The organism is Roseobacter sp. HKCCD6576-2 (assembly GCF_013179285.1).
GTDB lineage: Bacteria > Pseudomonadota > Alphaproteobacteria > Rhodobacterales > Rhodobacteraceae > Rhodophyticola > Rhodophyticola oceani.
This window is the reverse complement of sequence record NZ_WVNW01000002.1, coordinates 836019-853890: the sequence shown is the minus strand read 5'-3', so window position 1 is coordinate 853890 and position 17872 is coordinate 836019. Positions and strand designations below refer to the sequence as shown.

Below are 17872 nucleotides of genomic sequence, written 5' to 3'. Positions count from 1 at the left end.
CTCGACGCATGGCAGCCCGTCGATGGCGCTCAGGTGTCTCCCATGACCGAAGCTCTCGCATTTCCCGGTCTGCATTTTCACAAAGTGTATTGGATACACTCATGTTCGGACGACCCCTCGATATTCTTCTATGAAGTCCGCGATGACTGGGTGCTTCGGGTAGTGGAAGTCTATGAAGATGGTCGACTGACCTGGGCAGATAGTCCCGATGAAACGGGTGGCGCGAGATTTCCTGATCAACCTGTACCGCCACTGGATGAACTGGACGAATTGCAGCATGCGGTGATTGACATCCCAAAGCAGCAGTTCGAAGCCGCATGGACGGCGGCAAGAAACAAAGGATAATCCATGCCAACCCAAATCCCCCGCACCACCTATGCCGATATGTACGGCCCCACCACGGGCGACCGGGTGCGCCTCGCCGACACCGACCTCATCATTGAGGTAGAACGCGACCTCACCACCTATGGCGAGGAGGTCAAATTCGGCGGTGGCAAGGTGATCCGTGACGGGATGGGGCAGAGCCAGGTCACGCGGGCGGGCGGCGCGGTCGACACCGTCATCACCAATGCGCTGATCGTGGACCACTCCGGCATCTACAAGGCCGATGTCGGCCTGAAAGACGGGTTGATTCACGCCATCGGCAAGGCAGGCAACCCGGACACACAGCCCGGCGTCGATATCATCATCGGCCCTGGCACCGAGGCCATCGCAGGCGAGGGGCGGATTCTGACCGCAGGCGGCTTCGACGCGCATATTCACTTCATCTGCCCGCAGCAGATCGAAGATGCGCTGCATTCCGGCATCACCACCATGCTCGGTGGCGGCACCGGCCCGGCCCATGGCACGCTGGCCACCACCTGCACGCCGGGGTCCTGGCATATCGGGCGGATGTTGCAGGCGCTTGATGCGTTTCCGATGAATTTCGGACTGAGCGCCAAGGGCAATGCCAGCCAGCCCGAAGCGCTGGTTGAAATGGTGGAGGCTGGGGCCTGCGCGATGAAACTGCATGAGGATTGGGGCACGACGCCGGGCGCCATCGATTGCTGCCTCTCCGTCGCCGATGAGATGGACGTCCAAGTGATGATCCACACCGACACGCTGAACGAGAGCGGCTTTGTCGAGAACACACTCGCTGCCATGAAGGGCCGCACGATCCATGCCTTCCACACCGAGGGCGCGGGCGGCGGGCACGCGCCGGATATCATGAAGGTGGTGGGGTTTGACCATGTGCTGCCGAGTTCCACCAACCCGACCATGCCCTACACGGTGAACACGCTGGAAGAGCATCTCGATATGCTCATGGTCTGCCACCATCTCGACAAAGCGATCCCCGAGGATGTGGCCTTTGCCGAAAGCCGTATCCGTAAGGAGACCATCGCAGCCGAGGACATCCTGCACGATATGGGCGCGTTCAGCATCATCGCATCCGATAGCCAGGCGATGGGCCGGGTTGGCGAAGTGATCATCCGCACCTGGCAAACCGCCGACAAAATGAAGAAACAACGCGGCGCGCTGCCTGAGGAAACGGGCAACAATGACAATGCGCGGGTCAAACGCTATGTGGCGAAATACACGATCAACCCTGCCATCGCGCATGGGATATCGACACATATCGGCAGTGTGGAACCCGGCAAACGCGCCGATCTGGTGCTGTGGAACCCGGCGTTTTTCGGCGTGAAACCCGAGATGTCGCTGATCGGCGGGACCATCGCCATGGCGCAGATGGGCGACTCCAATGCCTCGATCCCGACGCCGCAGCCGGTCTATTCGCGTCCGATGTTCGGCGCGTTCGGTCGTTCGGTGGAACAGTCGGCCGTAACCTTCGTGTCGGAGGCGGCGCAGAGCCGCGGCATCGGCGGCCCGCTTGGCCTGCGGAAAACCACGCTGGCCGTGGAAAACACGCGCGGCATTGGCAAGAAAGATATGGTTCACAATGCTGCGACGCCCGAAGTCGATGTGCATCCCGAGACCTATGAGGTGCGTGCAAATGGTGAGCTGCTCACCTGCGATCCAGCCAAAGAACTGCCGATGGCACAGCGGTATTTTATGTACTGACGCCACGCGCCTCTCGTGATCCGCCCACGAGGCGGTGATTTTTGATTGCAAGTCACAACTATTGCGCTCAGCATATATTTGTTGTGGCGGTCGTGCCCCGCCGGAGCTTTCTGAGGAGACACGATCATATGACGGCTTTCATTCCGACCTTCCGTATCTGTGTGGTTCTTTTGCGTGCCTTGCCGGCTGTTTGTCTTGCAACTGGGCTATTCATGGCTGCGCCAGCTTTGGCCGATAACAGTTGCCCATGGGCCTTTGACGGTGAATGCGACGAGCCTGGTATCGGAACTGGCCTTTGTGGTGTGGGGACGGATACGGCGGATTGCGGTGGCGGGACGGCCAGTGGTCCGAACTCTTGCCAATGGGCCTTTGACGGGGAGTGTGACGAGCCGGGTATTGGCACGGGGTTATGTGCTGCTGGCACGGATACGGCAGATTGCTCTGGTGTCGGGGCGGCCAGCGATGCGAACTCCTGCAATTGGGCGTTCGACGGGGAATGTGACGAGCCGGGTATTGGCACCGGCCTATGTGCCGCGGGTACGGATACGGCGGATTGTTCCAGTAGTGGGAGCAATAACAGCCTACTCAACCCTTGCCCGTTCACGAATGACGGCGATTGTGATGAGCCAAACGGCCTGAATCTCTGCGCTTGGGGAACGGACGCGGCGGATTGCGCGAACCCGAATTCGAATTTCGGAAGCGGCAGCGGATACATCGAGCGCAAGTAAACCGTAACCATCGAGATGCCAAAGCTCCCCCCAACACTGGGGAGAACCTCAGACTGCCCCCGAACGGTCTCGGCCTTCAGGCGGCGGCGGTTGATCATGGTTTCGATCTAACCGGTCCGTGCATTCCGGGTTTGCAGAATTGGCAATTGCCCAGCTCACCGGTGGTGCCTAGCTTTGGGCCAAGGGAGGGAACACTTGGTATCACCATAGGAGTTTCCACATGGCCACGAGCACAACAAATCTGAAATCCGGCGTTGGTTTCGCCGACCTGATCTTGCTGCCGTTCACCGCACTCGGCCACTTTCTGGGCGCGATCATGGACAGCAACAGCCGGGTGCGCGAAGCGCAGGCGCTCAATGCGATGAGCGACGCCGAATTGGCGAAACGCGGGCTGAAGCGCGAAGAGATTGCACATCACGTCTTTCGGGATGCGTATTACGTCTGATCCGACGGACGGGTTTTTGAGACGAGGCGGCCTTGGCGGGCCGTCTTTTTTTGTTGATCAGTCAGATATCGCCGATCCAAGAGCGCAAATCTGCCGCAGTGCAGCAAATAATGCCGCGATTGCGAGAAAACGGCGGCGCTCGCGCGGGGCTTTTGCTAGTCTGCGTGTGAAGGGAGGGCCCAAACCGAGCAGAATGAGGGTCCCGAACATGACGATACATGCCGCGAATATCAATTGCTCCCCTGGGCTGCGCGCCCAATTCGATGTTTATTTTTGCACGCTGGGCCAAGGGCTTGCGGCAAAAGACCTGACGCAAGATAGGTTGGCCCATGCCGCGCGATTGGATCGGCTGCCAGATCCGGCCCTGGCGGCAATGGGGATTGCGCGAGACGACATCCCGCGTATCGTGTTCCGCGATCTTTTTTGCCTTTAGACAGGATGATTTCGACGATGACAGCCGCCCATATCCATCGCAAAGCCGGAACCTGGCAAGGATCGCCCGCCGATCAGTTGGTGCTCGACTATCAGGCGCGGTTTTTGCGGCGCAAGCGTGTGGTGATGGCTTCGGGTGCGGATCTGATGGTGGATTTGGCCGAGACGGTATCGCTGAACGAAGGGGACGCGCTGGAGACCAATCTCGGCCAATTGATCGAAATCCGCGCCGCGCCGGAGCCACTTCTCAAGATCACTGGCGATCTGACCCGGCTCGCCTGGCATATCGGCAACCGCCATACGCCCTGCCAGATCCTGCCCGATCATCTGCTGATCCGCGCCGATGATGTGCTGGCCGAGATGCTGGCGCGTCTAGGCGCGACGGCCACGCCGATCATGGCACCCTTCACGCCCGAAGGCGGGGCCTACGGCCATGGTCGAACCCACTCGCATGCCCACTGACGGCGGACTTCTCAAGCTCAGCCAATGGCTGTCGCCCGGGTTTCCAATCAGCGCCTATGCCTATTCGCATGGGCTTGAGACGGCGATCGCACGCGGCGATGTGCGGGATGCGGAGACCCTGGGCGACTGGATCACAACCGTTTTGGCCGCCGGGGCCGGGCGCAATGATGCGATCCTGCTCTGCTTAACGCTCAAGGGCGACATGCCTGTCGAAACCCTGGCGGAAATGGCGGAGGCGCTGGCCGGGTCTGCCGAGCGGTGGGAGGAGACCCGCGCCCAAGGCATGGCGTTCGCGGAGACCTTGCGACCGATAGGGTATGAGCTGGACGATGCGGCCTATCCTGTCGTGCTCGGGCAGGCCGCGCGCGGGCTTGATTTGGCGGCGCACACCGTGGCCGCGCTATTTTTGCAGAGTTTCGCCGCCAATCTGGTTTCGGTCGGGGTGCGATTTATCCCGCTTGGCCAGACAGAGGGGCAGAATGTGCTGGCGGGCCTGCATAAGACGGTTCAATCCGTCGCGGCGGCGGCTGCGAAGGCCGGTTCGGACGATCTCGGCGGCGCGGCGTTCGCCAGCGACGTGGCGGCGATGGCCCATGAAACGCAAGAAGTGCGATTGTTTCGCAGCTAAGGTTAGAAGGACCGAGAATAATGCCTGACACAACTGAGGTGGGGCGCGCCTTATCCGAAAACCTGAACCCTGGCATGGAAGCCGCGCTTGAGGCGCGGTATGGCCATCTGCTGCCGGGTATGGCGGAGGGCGTGGTCGATTTTGCCTATGGGCGTCAATACGCCCGACCCGGATTGCCGCTCAGGGAGCGCTATCTGGCGACGATTGCGGCGTTGACCGCTTTGGGCGGCCAAACCGCGCCGCAACTCAAGGTGAACATTGCCGGGGGTCGCAAGGCGGGGCTGAGCCAGGAGGAGATCGCCGAGGTCATCTGGCAGATGGCGCTCTATGGCGGGTTTCCAAGCGCAATCAACGGGTTGAACGCTGCACTTGAGGTGTTTTCAGCAGAAGAAGAGGATGAGGCATGAGCAATCCAAATGGGCCCTTGCGGGTTGGCATCGGCGGCCCGGTGGGCGCGGGCAAGACCACACTGACCGAACAGCTTTGCCGCGCGATGGCGGCGGATCACTCGGTCGCGGTGATCACCAATGACATCTACACCGCCGAGGATGCGGAGTATCTGCTGCGCGCCCAAGTCTTGCCCGCTAACCGGATCAAAGGGGTCGAAACCGGCGGGTGCCCGCATACGGCGATCCGTGAAGATGCCTCGATTAATCTGGCTGCGGTGGCCGAGTTTCGCGCCAAACTGCCCGATCTGGATTTGATTTTCATCGAGTCGGGCGGCGACAATCTGGCAGCGACCTTCAGCCCCGAGTTGGCCGACTTGACGCTCTATGTGATCGACACGGCGGCGGGCCAAGACATTCCGCGCAAGAAAGGCCCGGGCCTGACGCGGTCGGATTTGCTGATCATCAACAAAACCGATCTTGCGCCCCATGTGGGGGTGGATGTGGACCTACTTGAGAGCGATGCCAAAACCGCGCGCGCTGATCTGCCATTTGTGATGGCAGAGCTTCGGAACGGCGTTGGCGTCGACGAAATCGTGCGGTTTCTAACCCGGGAGGGCGGGCTCTGACGGCTTCTGCCCGTCGAGCTTCGCCAAATAATCGGTGAAGCGCGGGTCTTTGGTTTCTCTTGCGCCGAACCTTGCCACTGTTCGGGCGAGTTCGGGGTGACCACGACCCAGTGCCAAACCGATCAGCTTGACAAGATATGCTGCATTTCGGCGGCGCGTGTTTCGCGTGATCTGTGAAAAACGCAGGGGGGTGAGTTTTCCGCGAGACTTGGCTTGCAACACACGATCAAGCGCGCCATCGCTCTGCAAGAAGGTTTGTAGATCGGACCCGACCCACCGCATCGGAATGCGTTGCACATTGCTTCCACGATAGAGCGCGGCATGGGCGGCGGCGAGTGGTTCATAGGGATCGTAAAGAACCGTGGCCTGGGCCGCGCCCTCCAGCATATAGGGGGCATAGCCATAGCGGTCGGTGAAGTTTAGCCGCCGCGCTGTGCGAAAGCGCGGCTCAAACGGCGCGTCTTCACGGTCAAGCGTGGCCGCAGGGCTAAGCGCCAGGACCCGTGCACCGGGTGCCGTGACCGAATACGCGCAGGCCGCATAGCCGCACATCGGGCCGCAGCCCAGAAAAATCACGCGATCAAAGTTTTCGAAGAAATCCTCGTCCACCAGCCGGTCGAAAAACTGATAGAGATCCGCATCGCGAAACCAGCTTTGGCCCGAGGCCATGATATTCAGAAGTGACCATTCCCGCCGCTGCACCGCGTCGAAGCCCAAGGGCAGGCCATCCGATGTATGGTTATAGACGCGCCCGGCCTCGTCGAAACTGACCAAAAGCGTGCTGCCTTCTTGGACGAACAGCGCCGAATGTCGGCTGCCAATCCGCTCAAAGAAACCGTGGCCCCGACCGATTTCGGTCAGATGGGCAAGCCAAGCTTGACGGGAGGTATGGTGTGGCTGGGGGGCAGGGTTGGCACTCATTAGCTCTTCTTACATCTTCTCGGTATTCGGACGTGTTGTCTCGGCCAACTATGGCGAAGCTGGGCGCGAGGCGTGGCAATTCGACGAGAAAGAGTTACCAAATTCTTAACGCGAGTCGAAGGGTTAAAGGCACAAAGGTTGTGGATAGATTGTTTCGCGAACCGAGGCCGGGGCTTGACGCCTTCTCTCGCGGACGCCTTGATGGCGCGGGAGGAGGACAGGCCATGCAATCCATCGATGAGGTGCAACGCGCCTTGGCGGCAGAGAACTATGTCTGTGGCCGCGCGCTCGCCACCGTTGTGTTTTTGGCGCTGAAGCTGGGGCGACCCTTGTTTTTGGAGGGGGAGGCCGGCACTGGCAAAACCGAAATCGCCAAAGCCATAGCGGCCACGCTTGGTCGTCGCCTGATCCGATTGCAGTGTTATGAGGGCCTGGATGCGTCCAGTGCAGTCTATGAGTGGAATTTCGCCGCGCAGATGGTGGCGATCCGCGCGGCCGAGGCCGCAGGCAGGGCTGACAAAGACGTGCTGCAGGAGGCGCTGTTCTCTGCCGATTATCTGATCGAGCGGCCCTTGCTTGAGGCGATGCGCCCCGACGCCGCGGGCGCGCCGGTCTTGTTGATCGACGAGTTGGATCGGACGGATGAGCCGTTCGAGGCGTTCCTTCTGGAAGCGCTATCCGATTTCCAGGTGACGATTCCAGAGCTTGGCACAATCAAAGCGCCGGAGCCGCCGATCGTGATTTTGACCTCGAACCGCACCCGAGAGGTGCATGACGCGCTGAAACGGCGCTGCCTCTATCATTGGGTCGACTACCCGGATTTTGCGCGCGAGATGGAAATCATCGCGGCCCGCGTGCCCGAAGCGGCGGATGCGTTGAGCCGCGAGGTTGTGGGGTTCGTGCAAAAGCTTCGCACCGAGGATCTGTTCAAGCGTCCCGGCGTGGCCGAGACGATTGATTGGGCCAAGTGCTTGCTGGCGCTGGATGTGATCGACCTGAGCCCTGAAGTCATTGCCGATACTTTGGGGGCGGTTTTGAAATATCAGGATGATATCCAGAAACTGCAGGGTTCTGAGGCGAAACGGATTCTGGATGAAGTGAAAGCGGAAACGCAGGCGGCGTAGTTGAAAGCATGCGGCCCCTGTCCTGGACTGCAACAATGCCCCACGACCAGGCGTCAAATTGATCGGCGCGACACCAGGTCGGCGCGCTGACGAAATGAGGAGCGATCCAATTCGCGATTGGATGGATCATATCGTTATCAGTGAGCGCGGCAGGCCGGACCTGCCGGAGGGTCTCCATGGTTGAACATCATGCGCTCGAACTGCCGGATGCCCCAAAGCTGACCCATAACATCACCCATTTCGCCCGGGCGCTGCGCGCCGCGGGGTTGCCAGCGGGGCCGGGCCGGGTGGTGGAGGCGATCCGGGCGGTCGAGGCGGCGGGGTTCACCGAGCGTGCCGATTTCTTCTATACGCTCCAGGCCTGTTTCACCTCGCGGCCCGAACATCGCGCGGCCTTTACGCAGATCTTCCGGCTCTATTGGCGCGACCCGAAGTATCTGGAGCATATGATGTCGATGATGCTGCCTGCGATCCGGGGTGTGGCGGAAGAGCGGGCGGTGAAACCGGCGGAGAAGCGCGCCGCGGAAGCGCTGCTCGATGGGGTGGCGCGCGATCTGCCGGAGATGGGCGATGGCGAGGACCAAGGCACCGAGATTGAGGTGGATGCCTCGCTGACCATGTCCGCCGAGGAGCGCTTGCGGAGCCTGGATTTCGAGCAGATGTCCAATGCTGAGATGGCGGAGGCGAAACGGATGCTGGCCCGCCTGAGCCTGCCGATCCGGCCCTTGAAAAGCCGCCGCACGATGGCCGCACGCCACGGGGCGTTGCCGGATTGGCGCCGGACCATGCGGGCCGCGATGCGCCAAGGCGGGGAGATCACCGGATTCGAGATGAAGGCGCGACGCATCCGCTGGCCCAATCTGGTTTGTCTTTGCGATATCTCCGGGTCGATGTCGTCTTACTCCCGCGCGGCGTTGCATTTCCTTCATGCGGTGGCGAACCAGAAAGGGGCGGGATGGGCCAAGGTGCATGCGTTTACCTTCGGCACGCGTCTGACCAATATCACCCGCCATTTGGCCGCCCGCGACGTGGATGCGGCGCTGGCGGCGGCTGGCGCGGAGGCGCAGGATTGGGAAGGCGGCACGCGGATTGGCGCGTGCCTGCATACATTTAATCGTGATTGGTCGCGGCGGGTTCTGGGGCAGGGGGCGGTGGTGCTGTTGATTACCGATGGGCTCGACCGGGATGATGCCGATGCCTTGGCGCGTGAGATGGAGCGGTTGCACCTGTCGGCCCGGCGGGTGATCTGGTTGAACCCGCTGTTGCGGTGGGAGGGGTTTGCGCCGAAAGCCGCCGGTATCCGGGCTATGCTGCCGCATGTAGATGTGTTCCGGGCAGGTCACAATATCGCGGTATTGGAGGGGTTGGCGGAGGCTTTATCGCGCTCCGATGATCTGGGAGAGAAGGCGCGGTTGATGCGCTGGCTGGCGGCGTGATCTGTTGTGAAATTGAGCGCCTTGCGGCGCATTGTTTTTGTTTGCGGGGCGCTTCGGGGCCCACCAAAGCGAATATCGCTTACGGGCCTGCCCGCGCATGAGGCTGTCCTGACAAAAGCCCAGCCCCGCCTGCAAGCAAAATAGCCGTCTCCCCATTCTGGGGCCCCTCGGCGATTTTCCTTGCAGCCGCGTCTGGTTTTCGTCCTGACTGTCACATGCGAGGGCGGCTCCGAAGCGAAACGCGATGTGGGAGGTAGCGATGGCCGAAAGCGGAGAGCGAATGCCGGAATTGGCGCTGGAGTGGCATCGAGCGGGCAAAGGCGCGGTTTTGGCGACTGTGGTCGAAACCTGGGGCAGTGCGCCGCGTCGGGCGGGCAGCCAGTTGGTGGTGTCGTCAGAAGGGGAGATGGAGGGCTCCGTTTCGGGGGGCTGTGTTGAAGGCGCCGTAGTGGTCGAGGCCATGGAGGCGCTGGAGGCGGGAGATGCGCAGCTTCTCGAATTTGGGGTCAGTGATGATGAGGCCTTTGCTGTAGGGCTTGCCTGCGGTGGCACGATCAAGGTTTTGGTGGAGCCGGTGGGACGGGTCCTGCCGGTGGAGATGTTGGAGGCTTTGGTCGATGCCCGCGCGGCGCGTCAGCCGGTGGCTTATATTGTCGATGTGAAGGCGGGGACGCGTCAGTTGGTTGCGGCGGGTGATCCGGAGGTGGTGGATCGGGTCCGCGCCGATCGCTCGGGGCTGGACGGGTATCGCTATATCGGGATCCACAACCCGCCGCTTCGTATGGTTGTCGTCGGCGCGGTGCATATCGCGCAGGCGATTTTGCCGATGGCGCGGATGGCGGGCTATGATCCGGTCTTGGTCGATCCGCGCCCGGCTTTCGCAGCCGAAGCCCGGTTTCCGGGCGAGCGGATTTTGGAGACCTGGCCGGATGAGGCGCTGTCTGAGCTGGGCCTGGACGCGCGCACGGCGGTGGTGACGCTGACCCATGATCCGAAGCTGGATGATCCGGCGATACAAGCTGCTTTGGCTTCGGACGCCTTCTATCTTGGCTGCCTTGGTTCGACCCGGACCCATGGTAAACGGGTCGCGCGGCTGACGGAGGCGGGGATTGCCGAGGATGTCCTCGCGCGGATTCATGCGCCGGTTGGGCTCGATATTGGGGCGCAAAACCCGGCGGAGATCGCGGTGGCGATTATGGCGGAAATCACTCAGAGGCTACGTCAGGGATGAAGTTCGGACCGATGCCAGTGGAGCAAGCGGAGGGGGCGGTTTTGGCGCATTCCCTGGCGCTGCCCGGCGGGCGGCTCCGCAAGGGGCGGGTGTTGACCGGTGCCGATCTCGCGGCGCTGAAAGAGGCCGGTCGGGCGGAGGTGATTGTCGCGCAACTGGAACCTGGCGATGTCGATGAAGACACCGCCGCCGGAGCGCTTGCCGCGGCGCTGGTTCCTGATCCGGCGGCAGCAGGGCTCATCGTTGAGACGCCGTTCACCGGCCGGGTGAATATCAGGGCCAGCGGGCCGGGTGTGGTGGGGATGGACGCCGAAGCGATTGCGGCGCTGAACGCGGTCGACCCGATGATCACGCTGGCCACTGTGCCGGAGCATCAACGGGTCACCGAAAAGATGATGGTCGGCACGGTGAAGATCATCTCTTACGCGGTGCCGAAAGCCGCGCTCGACCGGGCGGTAGCCGTCGCGCGCGGCGCGCTGTGGCGCGAACGGGTGCGGCGGCAAAGCGCGGATTTGATTGTGACCCAGGTGCCTGGCGCGCCGGCCAGCCCCGAGGACAAGGGCGTTCGCGCCGTCGCCGGGCGGTTGCAGGCGCTTGGGATTGATTTGAAGCGGATCGAGATCGTGGGCCATGACACCGCCGCCATCGCGGCGGCATTGGGCGAGTCCGGCGCCGATATGGCGCTGATCCTCACGGCCTCTGCCACGTCTGACCCCGCGGATGTGGCCCCTGCGGGGCTGATTGCGGCGGGGGGCGTGTTGACTCGGTTCGGGATGCCGGTGGACCCGGGCAATCTGCTGTTCTTGGGGGATTTGGGCGACCAGCCGGTCATCGGTTTGCCGGGATGTGCCCGGTCGCCCGCGCTGAACGGTGCGGATTGGGTGCTGGAGCGGGTCGCCTGCGGCTTGGAGGTCACCAGCGCTGATATCGCGGCGATGGGGGTCGGCGGCCTGCTGAAGGAGATCCCGTCTCGGCCACAACCGCGAGAGAAACGCCCGAAATAGGGCTCAATCATCTTGTCGGTCGCAGCGGTCGAGTGTGTGATATGCGGATGGGGCGGGGAGGCCGGACGGCTCGAACCGGCGAGGCCGTCACGCACGGAGTCGGGGGAGAAGGCGGGGCGTGCGGCGGGCGTAAGCCTCCCATTCCGGACCAAACTGATCGGCCAGCATCCGCTCTTCCGGCCCGATGCGGAGCGCGTACAGAAGCGTGAAGATCACAAGCCCCGCAGGGCCAGCGAACCAATTGGTCAACAACAGCGCTTGGGCGGTCACAATCAGGAAGATCGCAGTGTACATTGGATGACGCATGCGGCTGTAGATACCGCTCGTCACAAGAGTGTGGCCCTCTCGCAGTTCTAGATGGGCTGACCAGAGCTGGCCGAGGTCGGCATGGGAGCGCCAGAACACGTAAAGACCTGCGAGGCCCAACAGACCGCCCAACAAGAATTGGCCGGGGAGAGGGGAATAGGCAGCAGAATCAAACACTGGCGTGCCCAGTGCGATGAGCGGGACAAAGATCATGCCGACACCCACCGCAGTCGTGAGCAATCGCTCGCGTTTCGCGTCGCGCTCTTCCCTGACGTTGGGGGGCGCGTCGCTGGTGAGCATCATGCGGATTGTGTACCAAGCCATCATCAGCATGACGAGCAGAAGGGTCGCGTAGGGCGCGTCGCGCCATAGGGCGGCGCCAGTGACAACTGCCAATATCGTATAGGGGATGAATTTGCCGATCATCGTCTTCCTCACACGTGCTTTGGGGTTTGCTGGCGGGAACACTGTCTGGCTGATGCGCGAGAATAGCCTAATTGCGAGTCATTCTCAACTAAATTGACGGGGACAATGGCCGCCTGGGCAGGTTACGTCTCCAAATCCTCTCAGCAACACATCCCCTGGCGCGCTCTTACAGTACTGTGAGGTGCGACTGTCATGCAGGTTGTGGACGTCAACACGAGCCTTGGCATAACCACCCGATGCGACGTCCGGTGAAGCGAGAGTGGCCTTGGCGCAGTTTAGCGGTGGGTGCAATTGCGGCGCGGTGCGCTTTCTGTCGATGGGCCGCCCCGACCGGGTGGGTCTTTTCCACTGTCTGGAGGGCCGCAAGAATCACGGCGCGTTGTTTTATGCAGCGGCGATTTGCCCAGACGCGGCCGTGACGGTTGGGAGAGAGCCAAAGGAAGATGCCAGGCGGTTCTTTTGTGCGACCTGCGGATCATCTGTCTTTGCGCGCAGCGGGGATGAGAACGAACGGCACCTCGGTGCGGTTGACGTGCCCAATCAGCTGACTCAGAGTTATGAAAGCTAGGTGATCCGTCGCGAAGCGCGGCTGCCTCTGTTCCTCGATACGAAGATGTATCTGCGTGACCTGATGGAGACTTAAAGACCAGCGCGCCCAATTCGGCCCGGCGTTGGGCTTAGGCCGATCTCGGCCCGTCTCAATGGATCGCGCAGAGAACAACGTCACATTTACTTCTTCATCGAATCATGACAAGTGGGCTTTACTTTATGAAAAGGATACTTCTCATGCCCCTTTCTGAGAGAACCCAAGCTGCGGCACTGTTTGTCATTTTTCTAGGTACCACGGGTTTAGTGCTATTTGACCCTCCCTTCATCGCGCTGGTCGTCTTTGTGTTTCTCTGTTTCTCGTGGTCAGCGTGGTGTTTTGCTTCTGTCTTCTTCGGATCAGATGAAGTGGAAGCAGCAAGTGCGCGATACGCGCTGGCATTCGCCAGCGGTATTGGTGTGCCGATTTCGATAGCATCTATCCTACTGATGAGTGCAGTGCCTGTCGTGCAAAACGCAATCACCCGCATCGCAACTTCGGAGGGACTTGATCTGAGCCCTGCCGCCACTGGGTTCGGATTGGGTGTGGTTTATACCACCGTAGTTTTGTGCATCTCGTTCTGTGTCGGTTTGACAGTCTGGTGGGCATCAAAACGATGAAGAACAGCATTCGAGTGCTGCGTGCGGAGCGAAGGTGGACCCAAGCCGACCTCGCGAAAAAACTGGGCGTTTCCAGAAACTCGGTCAATGCGATCGAAAACGGGAAATATGATCCCTCCTTGCCTTTGGCCTTTCGTATCGCGCGGCTCTTTAAAAGAAAGATCGAAGACGTTTTTGAAGAAGAGGGCTGACAGTTCGCACAAAAGGGGGGCGCTCTAAAGACTGCGAGCCATCTGCAGGATCTCTTCAATCACCAGTGAAGGTTCGTCGTGATGAACATAGTGACCGCTCGCTTCTGCAATCACGGTTCGCCCCAGTTCCACTTGGCCGATGAAGTCTATCTGTATCTGCTTAAAAATCTCGAACATCACTTGACCAAAGCCTCTGTCACATCTTGATGCGACGATGGCGGTCACTGGCAGGCCGCGAAGGTTTTCCGGCCGCGCCGCTTGTCGTTCCGCTGCTGGCGCTCCTCTCACTTCCGCCTTCATCTGGCGAGGAAGCAACAGTCTGACGAACCAGTTTGGCTCTGGAGAGAGTCCGGCACGCAGACATGCTGAAGAGAATGCTGGCATACGGCTATCTATCAGCACAAGGCCCGAAACCAGCTCTGGATATGCATTGACGAAGGCCAAAGCATACAAACCTCCTATCGAGTGGCCAACCAAGATGTAGGGAGGTTGAATATCTGCTCCGTCTAGGCATGCCTTGAGATGGTTTGCGACAAACTGACCGTCACGGCCCGCCTTGCAATTTGGAACATGAGAACTGCCACCGTAGCCAGGCCGGTCATAGCTGAACGTACGGACATGTGGTTCGAGACATGAAGCAATATAATCCCAAGTCTTCATGCCATCTCCGAGCCCTGACAGCAAAACTACCGTACACTGACCGGTTCCCCCGCTTCGATAGGCGACGGTCTGTTCCCCAGTCTTTAGTGTCCGGTTTTTCAATGCAGAACTCTCTTCTATCTATCAAACAAGTGGGGCGTCGCCGTCGGATTTTCAAAACAGTCTTGAGCTGCATCCAAACGTTGTGGCCCGTTGGTCGAGAGGCAAATACAGAGGCGGTCCTGAATAGATACCCGGCGCAGGTGAAGCGGCTCTTGAAGCGGACCATGCGTCGATCAAGACAAATGTCTCAAAGGTCTCGCTTGGCTAACCTCCATTTGCCTCCTGGCACAGCGCTTTCCATTTGGGGTGCGATGCCCTTTGTCTGGTCCACCCACGAGCACTCGGTTTGCCGCAAATCGCCACAAGATATGGTTACCACAGGTGCCGGTCTCGACGGGTGGTGCGCCCCCTTCGGCAAGTCGTGACGGTACTGTCGGGAAATGCACAGAAATTCTCTTTTGCGTTTCGAGGATTCCATGCTTGGATAGGTCGATAACCAAGGGAGGAATTGGATGACCCAGGTCACGATGACGGTAAACGGCGCGGCCGTTTCCGGCGACGTAGAAGGACGAACACTGCTCGTTGAGTTTCTGCGCGAAGGCCAAGGCATGACCGGCACCCATGTGGGCTGCGACACCAGTCAATGCGGGGCTTGCGTGGTGCATGTGGATGGCAAGGCGGTGAAAAGCTGCGCCGTTTTCGCCGCTGAAGTGGATGGTGCAGAGGTTACGACAATCGAAGGCATGGCGAACCCCGATGGCTCGCTTGGCACGATCCAGCAGGCATTCCAGGACCATCACGGGTTGCAATGCGGGTTCTGTACGCCGGGCATGGTGATGTCGGCGGCGGCCTTGTTGAAAGACAACCCGACGCCGACCGAGGCGGAGATCCGCGAGTATCTCGAGGGCAATATCTGCCGCTGCACCGGCTACCACAACATCGTGAAAGCGATCATGGCGGCCTCGGGGCAAGACGTTTCGGCCATCGCGGCGGAGTGAGGTGGACACGTCGCGCCGGAGGAGGGCGCGGTGGACCGACCGACGAGCCGAAAGAGGACGGGGCCAGTGCACCCACGCGCCCCGCAAGAATATCCCTCCAGGCCCCCTATGGTGGCGGTGCCGGAGGCAGACAGCATAAGGGAGGACGACCATGCCGAAAGACAGTGGCATAGGCGCAAGTTCCAAACGGCGCGAGGATGTGCGGTTTCTGACCGGGCAGGGGCGCTATACCGATGACATCAATCTTCATGGTCAGGCCTATGTGCATTTCCTGCGCTCGGATTTGGCCCATGGGAAGATCAAAAAGGTCGACACCTCCGTGGCCCAGAACATGCCGGGCGTGATCCGGGTCTTCACCGGTGCCGATTTCGAAGGCGTCGGCGGAATGCCCTGCGGCTGGCAGGTGACCGACAAACATGGGCAGCCGATGCAGGAGCCGGCCCATCCAATCTTGGCCCAGGGCAAGGTGCGCCATGTGGGCGATCCGATTGCCGCCGTTGTCGCCGAGAGTGCGGCGCAAGCCCGAACGGCGGCCGAAGCGATCGAGATGGATATCGACGAGTTGCCCGCCGTGATCGACATGAAGGCGGCGCTGAACGATGGCGCGCCCAAGGTCCATGACGAATTGGACAACAACCTTTGTTATGATTGGGGCTTCGTTGAAGAGAACAAGGCGGCGACGGATGCGGCGTTTGAGGCGGCGGCCCATGTGACCACGCTGGAACTGGTCAATCAGCGGCTGGCGCCCAATGCGATGGAACCGCGCGTGGCGGTTGGCGATTACGCGCCGGGCACCGATGAATCGACGCTCTACACCACGTCGCAGAACCCGCATGTGATCCGGCTTCTGATGGGCGCGTTCGTACTCGGTATTCCGGAGCATAAGCTCCGCGTGGTGGCGCCCGATGTCGGCGGCGGCTTTGGCTCGAAGATTTTCCACTATGCCGAAGAGGCGTTTTGCACCTTTGCCGCCAAGGCGATCAAACGCCCGGTGAAATGGACCTGCTCGCGGTCCGAGGCGTTCATCTCGGACGCACATGGCCGCGATCACGTCACCAAGATCGAGCTAGCGCTCGATGGCGACAACAACTTCACTGCGGTCCGGACCGAGACATATGCCAATATGGGGGCTTATCTCTCGACCTTCGCGCCCTCGGTACCGACCTGGCTCCATGGCACGTTGATGGCGGGCAATTACAAGACGCCGCTGATCTATGTGAATGTGAAGGCGGTGTTCACCAACACAGTGCCGGTCGATGCCTATCGCGGCGCCGGGCGGCCCGAAGCGACCTTCCAACTGGAACGCGTGATCGACAAAGCGGCGCGCGAGCTTGGGGTCGATCCGATCGCGCTCCGTCGGCAGAATTTCGTGACCGAGTTCCCCTATGCCACGCCGGTGGCGGTCGAGTATGACACGGGCGATTACAACGCCACCTTGGATAAGCTTCTGGAGATGATCGACCGTGACGGGTTCGAGGCGCGGCGCGCCGAAAGCGCCGCCAAGGGCAAGCTCCGGGGCCTTGGGGTGAATTGCTATATCGAAGCCTGCGGTATCGCGCCGTCGGCCCTGGTGGGGCAGCTTGGTGCGCGCGCCGGGCTTTATGAAAGCGCCACGGTGCGGGTGAATGCAACCGGCGGTCTGGTGGTGATGACCGGCAGCCATAGCCACGGCCAGGGGCATGAAACCTCCTTCGCCCAAGTTGTCGCCGATATGATTGGGATCGATGAAGGCATGGTCGAAGTGGTCCATGGCGACACGGCCAATACGCCGATGGGCATGGGCACCTATGGGTCCCGCTCCATCGCGGTCGGCGGCTCGGCCATGGTGCGGGCGACTGAAAAGATCATCAATAAGGCCAAGAAGATCGCGGCCCATTTGATGGAGGCTTCCGAAGGCGATATCGAGCTGAAGGATGGTCAGTTCTCGGTTGCGGGCACGGATAAATCCGTGGCTTGGGGTGATGTGACCCTTGCCGCCTATGTGCCGCATAACTATCCGCTGGAAGAGATCGAGCCGGGCTTGGAAGAGACGGCGTTTTATGACCCCAACAACTTCACCTATCCCGCCGGTGCCTATGCCTGCGAGGTGGAAGTCGATGCCGAGACCGGCAAGGTTGATGTGGTGTCCTTCGCGGCGGCCGATGATTTCGGCAATATCATCAACCCGATGATCGTTTCGGGCCAGGTCCATGGCGGCGTGGCGCAAGGCATCGGTCAGGCGCTGTTGGAGCAGGCGGTCTATGATGAAAACGGTCAAATGGTGAACGCTTCCTACATGGATTACACCATGCCACGGGCCGATGATGTGCCGTTCTATCAGGTGGATCATTCCTGCGCGACGCCCTGCACCCACAATCCCTTGGGGGTAAAGGGCTGCGGCGAGGCGGGCGCGATTGGCTCGCCGCCCTCGGTCGTCAATGCGGTGGTCGACGCACTGCAACGGGGCGGGCATGATGTCACCCATATCGACATGCCGCTCAGCCCCTCGCGGGTCTGGCAGGCGATGCAAGGTTAGGGCTTGTCTGGCCTGCAAGACTGTGGGCCAGATTTACCATTTCG

20 protein-coding genes and 1 pseudogene are annotated in these 17872 nt (G+C 60.8%); 18 read left to right on the top strand and 3 right to left on the bottom strand.

The window, feature by feature from the left end; all coding sequences use genetic code 11:
- Window positions 1-42 precede the first annotated feature (42 nt).
- The 9 genes from GTF44_RS11265 to ureG all read left to right on the top strand — a co-directional run bounded on the left by GTF44_RS11265 (window position 43) and on the right by ureG (window position 5768).
- Entirely contained in the window at window positions 43-345 is a 303-nt protein-coding gene (locus GTF44_RS11265) for a hypothetical protein (RefSeq protein WP_171559144.1), read from the top strand.
- Between the two features lie 3 nt (window positions 346-348).
- The gene (ureC, locus tag GTF44_RS11260) at window positions 349-2058 is read left to right on the top strand and encodes an urease subunit alpha (protein ID WP_171559147.1); all 1710 of its coding nucleotides are present in this window, start codon (window positions 349-351) and stop codon (window positions 2056-2058) included.
- A 128-nt stretch (window positions 2059-2186) separates the two neighbouring features.
- Window positions 2187-2786 carry a hypothetical protein gene (locus GTF44_RS11255; protein ID WP_171559149.1) on the top strand — a complete coding sequence of 200 codons (600 nt, stop codon included), beginning with the start codon at window positions 2187-2189 and terminating at the stop codon, window positions 2784-2786.
- A gap of 220 nt (window positions 2787-3006) precedes the next feature.
- Window positions 3007-3231, top strand: coding sequence for a DUF1127 domain-containing protein (locus GTF44_RS11250; protein ID WP_171559152.1), 225 nt, complete (start codon window positions 3007-3009; stop codon window positions 3229-3231).
- Window positions 3232-3439: 208 nt separating this feature from the next.
- Window positions 3440-3664, top strand: coding sequence for a hypothetical protein (locus GTF44_RS11245; protein WP_145208292.1), 225 nt, complete (start codon window positions 3440-3442; stop codon window positions 3662-3664).
- 17 nt (window positions 3665-3681) lie between these two features.
- The gene (locus GTF44_RS11240; RefSeq protein ID WP_253261202.1) at window positions 3682-4125 is read left to right on the top strand and encodes an urease accessory protein UreE; all 444 of its coding nucleotides are present in this window, start codon (window positions 3682-3684) and stop codon (window positions 4123-4125) included.
- A complete protein-coding gene (locus GTF44_RS11235; RefSeq protein ID WP_253261203.1) occupies window positions 4097-4753 on the top strand; it encodes an urease accessory protein UreF in 657 nt (218 codons plus the stop codon). Before GTF44_RS11240 ends, GTF44_RS11235 begins: the two co-directional genes overlap by 29 nt.
- Before the next feature lie 20 nt (window positions 4754-4773).
- Complete coding sequence (locus tag GTF44_RS11230; protein ID WP_171559157.1) at window positions 4774-5160, top strand: carboxymuconolactone decarboxylase family protein; 387 nt, start codon at window positions 4774-4776, stop codon at window positions 5158-5160.
- Window positions 5157-5768: an urease accessory protein UreG gene (gene ureG / locus GTF44_RS11225; RefSeq protein ID WP_171559160.1), complete on the top strand. Its 612-nt coding sequence runs from the start codon at window positions 5157-5159 to the stop codon at window positions 5766-5768. Before GTF44_RS11230 ends, ureG begins: the two co-directional genes overlap by 4 nt.
- Here the strand turns inward: ureG and GTF44_RS11220 are convergent.
- The gene (locus GTF44_RS11220) at window positions 5745-6689 is read right to left on the bottom strand and encodes a phosphoadenosine phosphosulfate reductase (protein ID WP_171559163.1); all 945 of its coding nucleotides are present in this window, start codon (window positions 6687-6689) and stop codon (window positions 5745-5747) included. The two genes, ureG and GTF44_RS11220, sit on opposite strands and share 24 nt — an antisense overlap.
- Before the next feature lie 224 nt (window positions 6690-6913).
- Between GTF44_RS11220 and GTF44_RS11215 the strand changes: the two genes are divergently transcribed.
- The 4 genes from GTF44_RS11215 (at window position 6914) to GTF44_RS11200 (ending at window position 11484) form a co-directional block, all read left to right on the top strand.
- Window positions 6914-7813 (top strand): MoxR family ATPase, encoded by a 900-nt coding sequence (locus GTF44_RS11215; RefSeq protein ID WP_171559166.1) that lies wholly within the window; start codon window positions 6914-6916, stop codon window positions 7811-7813.
- A 176-nt stretch (window positions 7814-7989) separates the two neighbouring features.
- Window positions 7990-9249 (top strand): VWA domain-containing protein, encoded by a 1260-nt coding sequence (locus GTF44_RS11210; protein WP_171559168.1) that lies wholly within the window; start codon window positions 7990-7992, stop codon window positions 9247-9249.
- A gap of 259 nt (window positions 9250-9508) precedes the next feature.
- A complete protein-coding gene (locus tag GTF44_RS11205; protein WP_171559171.1) occupies window positions 9509-10480 on the top strand; it encodes an XdhC family protein in 972 nt (323 codons plus the stop codon).
- Window positions 10477-11484 (top strand): molybdopterin-binding protein, encoded by a 1008-nt coding sequence (locus GTF44_RS11200; RefSeq protein ID WP_171559174.1) that lies wholly within the window; start codon window positions 10477-10479, stop codon window positions 11482-11484. The genes GTF44_RS11205 and GTF44_RS11200 overlap by 4 nt, the downstream gene beginning before the upstream one ends.
- A gap of 87 nt (window positions 11485-11571) precedes the next feature.
- Here GTF44_RS11200 and GTF44_RS11195 read toward each other — a convergent pair whose 3' ends face one another.
- Window positions 11572-12216: a protein-S-isoprenylcysteine O-methyltransferase gene (locus GTF44_RS11195; RefSeq protein ID WP_171559176.1), complete on the bottom strand. Its 645-nt coding sequence runs from the start codon at window positions 12214-12216 to the stop codon at window positions 11572-11574.
- A gap of 265 nt (window positions 12217-12481) precedes the next feature.
- On the opposite strand from GTF44_RS11195, the pseudogene GTF44_RS11190 reads away from it, so the two are divergent.
- From GTF44_RS11190 to GTF44_RS11180, 3 genes and pseudogenes are all read left to right on the top strand, one after another.
- Window positions 12482-12781: pseudogene (locus tag GTF44_RS11190) on the top strand (GFA family protein); the annotation flags it as partial.
- A 221-nt stretch (window positions 12782-13002) separates the two neighbouring features.
- The gene (locus tag GTF44_RS11185) at window positions 13003-13422 is read left to right on the top strand and encodes a hypothetical protein (protein WP_171559182.1); all 420 of its coding nucleotides are present in this window, start codon (window positions 13003-13005) and stop codon (window positions 13420-13422) included.
- Entirely contained in the window at window positions 13419-13613 is a 195-nt protein-coding gene (locus tag GTF44_RS11180; RefSeq protein WP_171559185.1) for a helix-turn-helix transcriptional regulator, read from the top strand. Before GTF44_RS11185 ends, GTF44_RS11180 begins: the two co-directional genes overlap by 4 nt.
- Before the next feature lie 24 nt (window positions 13614-13637).
- On the opposite strand, the gene GTF44_RS11175 is transcribed toward GTF44_RS11180, so the two are convergent.
- Window positions 13638-14297, bottom strand: coding sequence for an alpha/beta fold hydrolase (locus tag GTF44_RS11175; protein WP_301270760.1), 660 nt, complete (start codon window positions 14295-14297; stop codon window positions 13638-13640).
- A gap of 530 nt (window positions 14298-14827) precedes the next feature.
- Between GTF44_RS11175 and GTF44_RS11170 the strand changes: the two genes are divergently transcribed.
- The gene (locus GTF44_RS11170) at window positions 14828-15313 is read left to right on the top strand and encodes a (2Fe-2S)-binding protein (protein ID WP_145208311.1); all 486 of its coding nucleotides are present in this window, start codon (window positions 14828-14830) and stop codon (window positions 15311-15313) included.
- Between the two features lie 151 nt (window positions 15314-15464).
- Complete coding sequence (locus tag GTF44_RS11165; protein WP_171559191.1) at window positions 15465-17828, top strand: xanthine dehydrogenase family protein molybdopterin-binding subunit; 2364 nt, start codon at window positions 15465-15467, stop codon at window positions 17826-17828.
- Window positions 17829-17872 lie beyond the last annotated feature (44 nt).

What these genes read in the sequence shown, in the direction of transcription:
- GTF44_RS11265 (WP_171559144.1), top strand. Translation starts at nt 43, where the DNA reads ATGACCGAAGCTCTCGCATTTCCCGGTCTGCATTTTCACAAAGTGTAT.
- ureC (WP_171559147.1), top strand. Translation starts at nt 349, where the DNA reads ATGCCAACCCAAATCCCCCGCACCACCTATGCCGATATGTACGGCCCC.
- GTF44_RS11255 (WP_171559149.1), top strand. Translation starts at nt 2,187, where the DNA reads ATGACGGCTTTCATTCCGACCTTCCGTATCTGTGTGGTTCTTTTGCGT.
- GTF44_RS11250 (WP_171559152.1), top strand. Translation starts at nt 3,007, where the DNA reads ATGGCCACGAGCACAACAAATCTGAAATCCGGCGTTGGTTTCGCCGAC.
- GTF44_RS11245 (WP_145208292.1), top strand. Translation starts at nt 3,440, where the DNA reads ATGACGATACATGCCGCGAATATCAATTGCTCCCCTGGGCTGCGCGCC.
- GTF44_RS11240 (WP_253261202.1), top strand. Translation starts at nt 3,682, where the DNA reads ATGACAGCCGCCCATATCCATCGCAAAGCCGGAACCTGGCAAGGATCG.
- GTF44_RS11235 (WP_253261203.1), top strand. Translation starts at nt 4,097, where the DNA reads ATGGTCGAACCCACTCGCATGCCCACTGACGGCGGACTTCTCAAGCTC.
- GTF44_RS11230 (WP_171559157.1), top strand. Translation starts at nt 4,774, where the DNA reads ATGCCTGACACAACTGAGGTGGGGCGCGCCTTATCCGAAAACCTGAAC.
- ureG (WP_171559160.1), top strand. Translation starts at nt 5,157, where the DNA reads ATGAGCAATCCAAATGGGCCCTTGCGGGTTGGCATCGGCGGCCCGGTG.
- GTF44_RS11220 (WP_171559163.1), bottom strand. Translation starts at nt 6,689, where the DNA reads ATGAGTGCCAACCCTGCCCCCCAGCCACACCATACCTCCCGTCAAGCT.
- GTF44_RS11215 (WP_171559166.1), top strand. Translation starts at nt 6,914, where the DNA reads ATGCAATCCATCGATGAGGTGCAACGCGCCTTGGCGGCAGAGAACTAT.
- GTF44_RS11210 (WP_171559168.1), top strand. Translation starts at nt 7,990, where the DNA reads ATGGTTGAACATCATGCGCTCGAACTGCCGGATGCCCCAAAGCTGACC.
- GTF44_RS11205 (WP_171559171.1), top strand. Translation starts at nt 9,509, where the DNA reads ATGGCCGAAAGCGGAGAGCGAATGCCGGAATTGGCGCTGGAGTGGCAT.
- GTF44_RS11200 (WP_171559174.1), top strand. Translation starts at nt 10,477, where the DNA reads ATGAAGTTCGGACCGATGCCAGTGGAGCAAGCGGAGGGGGCGGTTTTG.
- GTF44_RS11195 (WP_171559176.1), bottom strand. Translation starts at nt 12,216, where the DNA reads ATGATCGGCAAATTCATCCCCTATACGATATTGGCAGTTGTCACTGGC.
- GTF44_RS11185 (WP_171559182.1), top strand. Translation starts at nt 13,003, where the DNA reads ATGCCCCTTTCTGAGAGAACCCAAGCTGCGGCACTGTTTGTCATTTTT.
- GTF44_RS11180 (WP_171559185.1), top strand. Translation starts at nt 13,419, where the DNA reads ATGAAGAACAGCATTCGAGTGCTGCGTGCGGAGCGAAGGTGGACCCAA.
- GTF44_RS11170 (WP_145208311.1), top strand. Translation starts at nt 14,828, where the DNA reads ATGACCCAGGTCACGATGACGGTAAACGGCGCGGCCGTTTCCGGCGAC.
- GTF44_RS11165 (WP_171559191.1), top strand. Translation starts at nt 15,465, where the DNA reads ATGCCGAAAGACAGTGGCATAGGCGCAAGTTCCAAACGGCGCGAGGAT.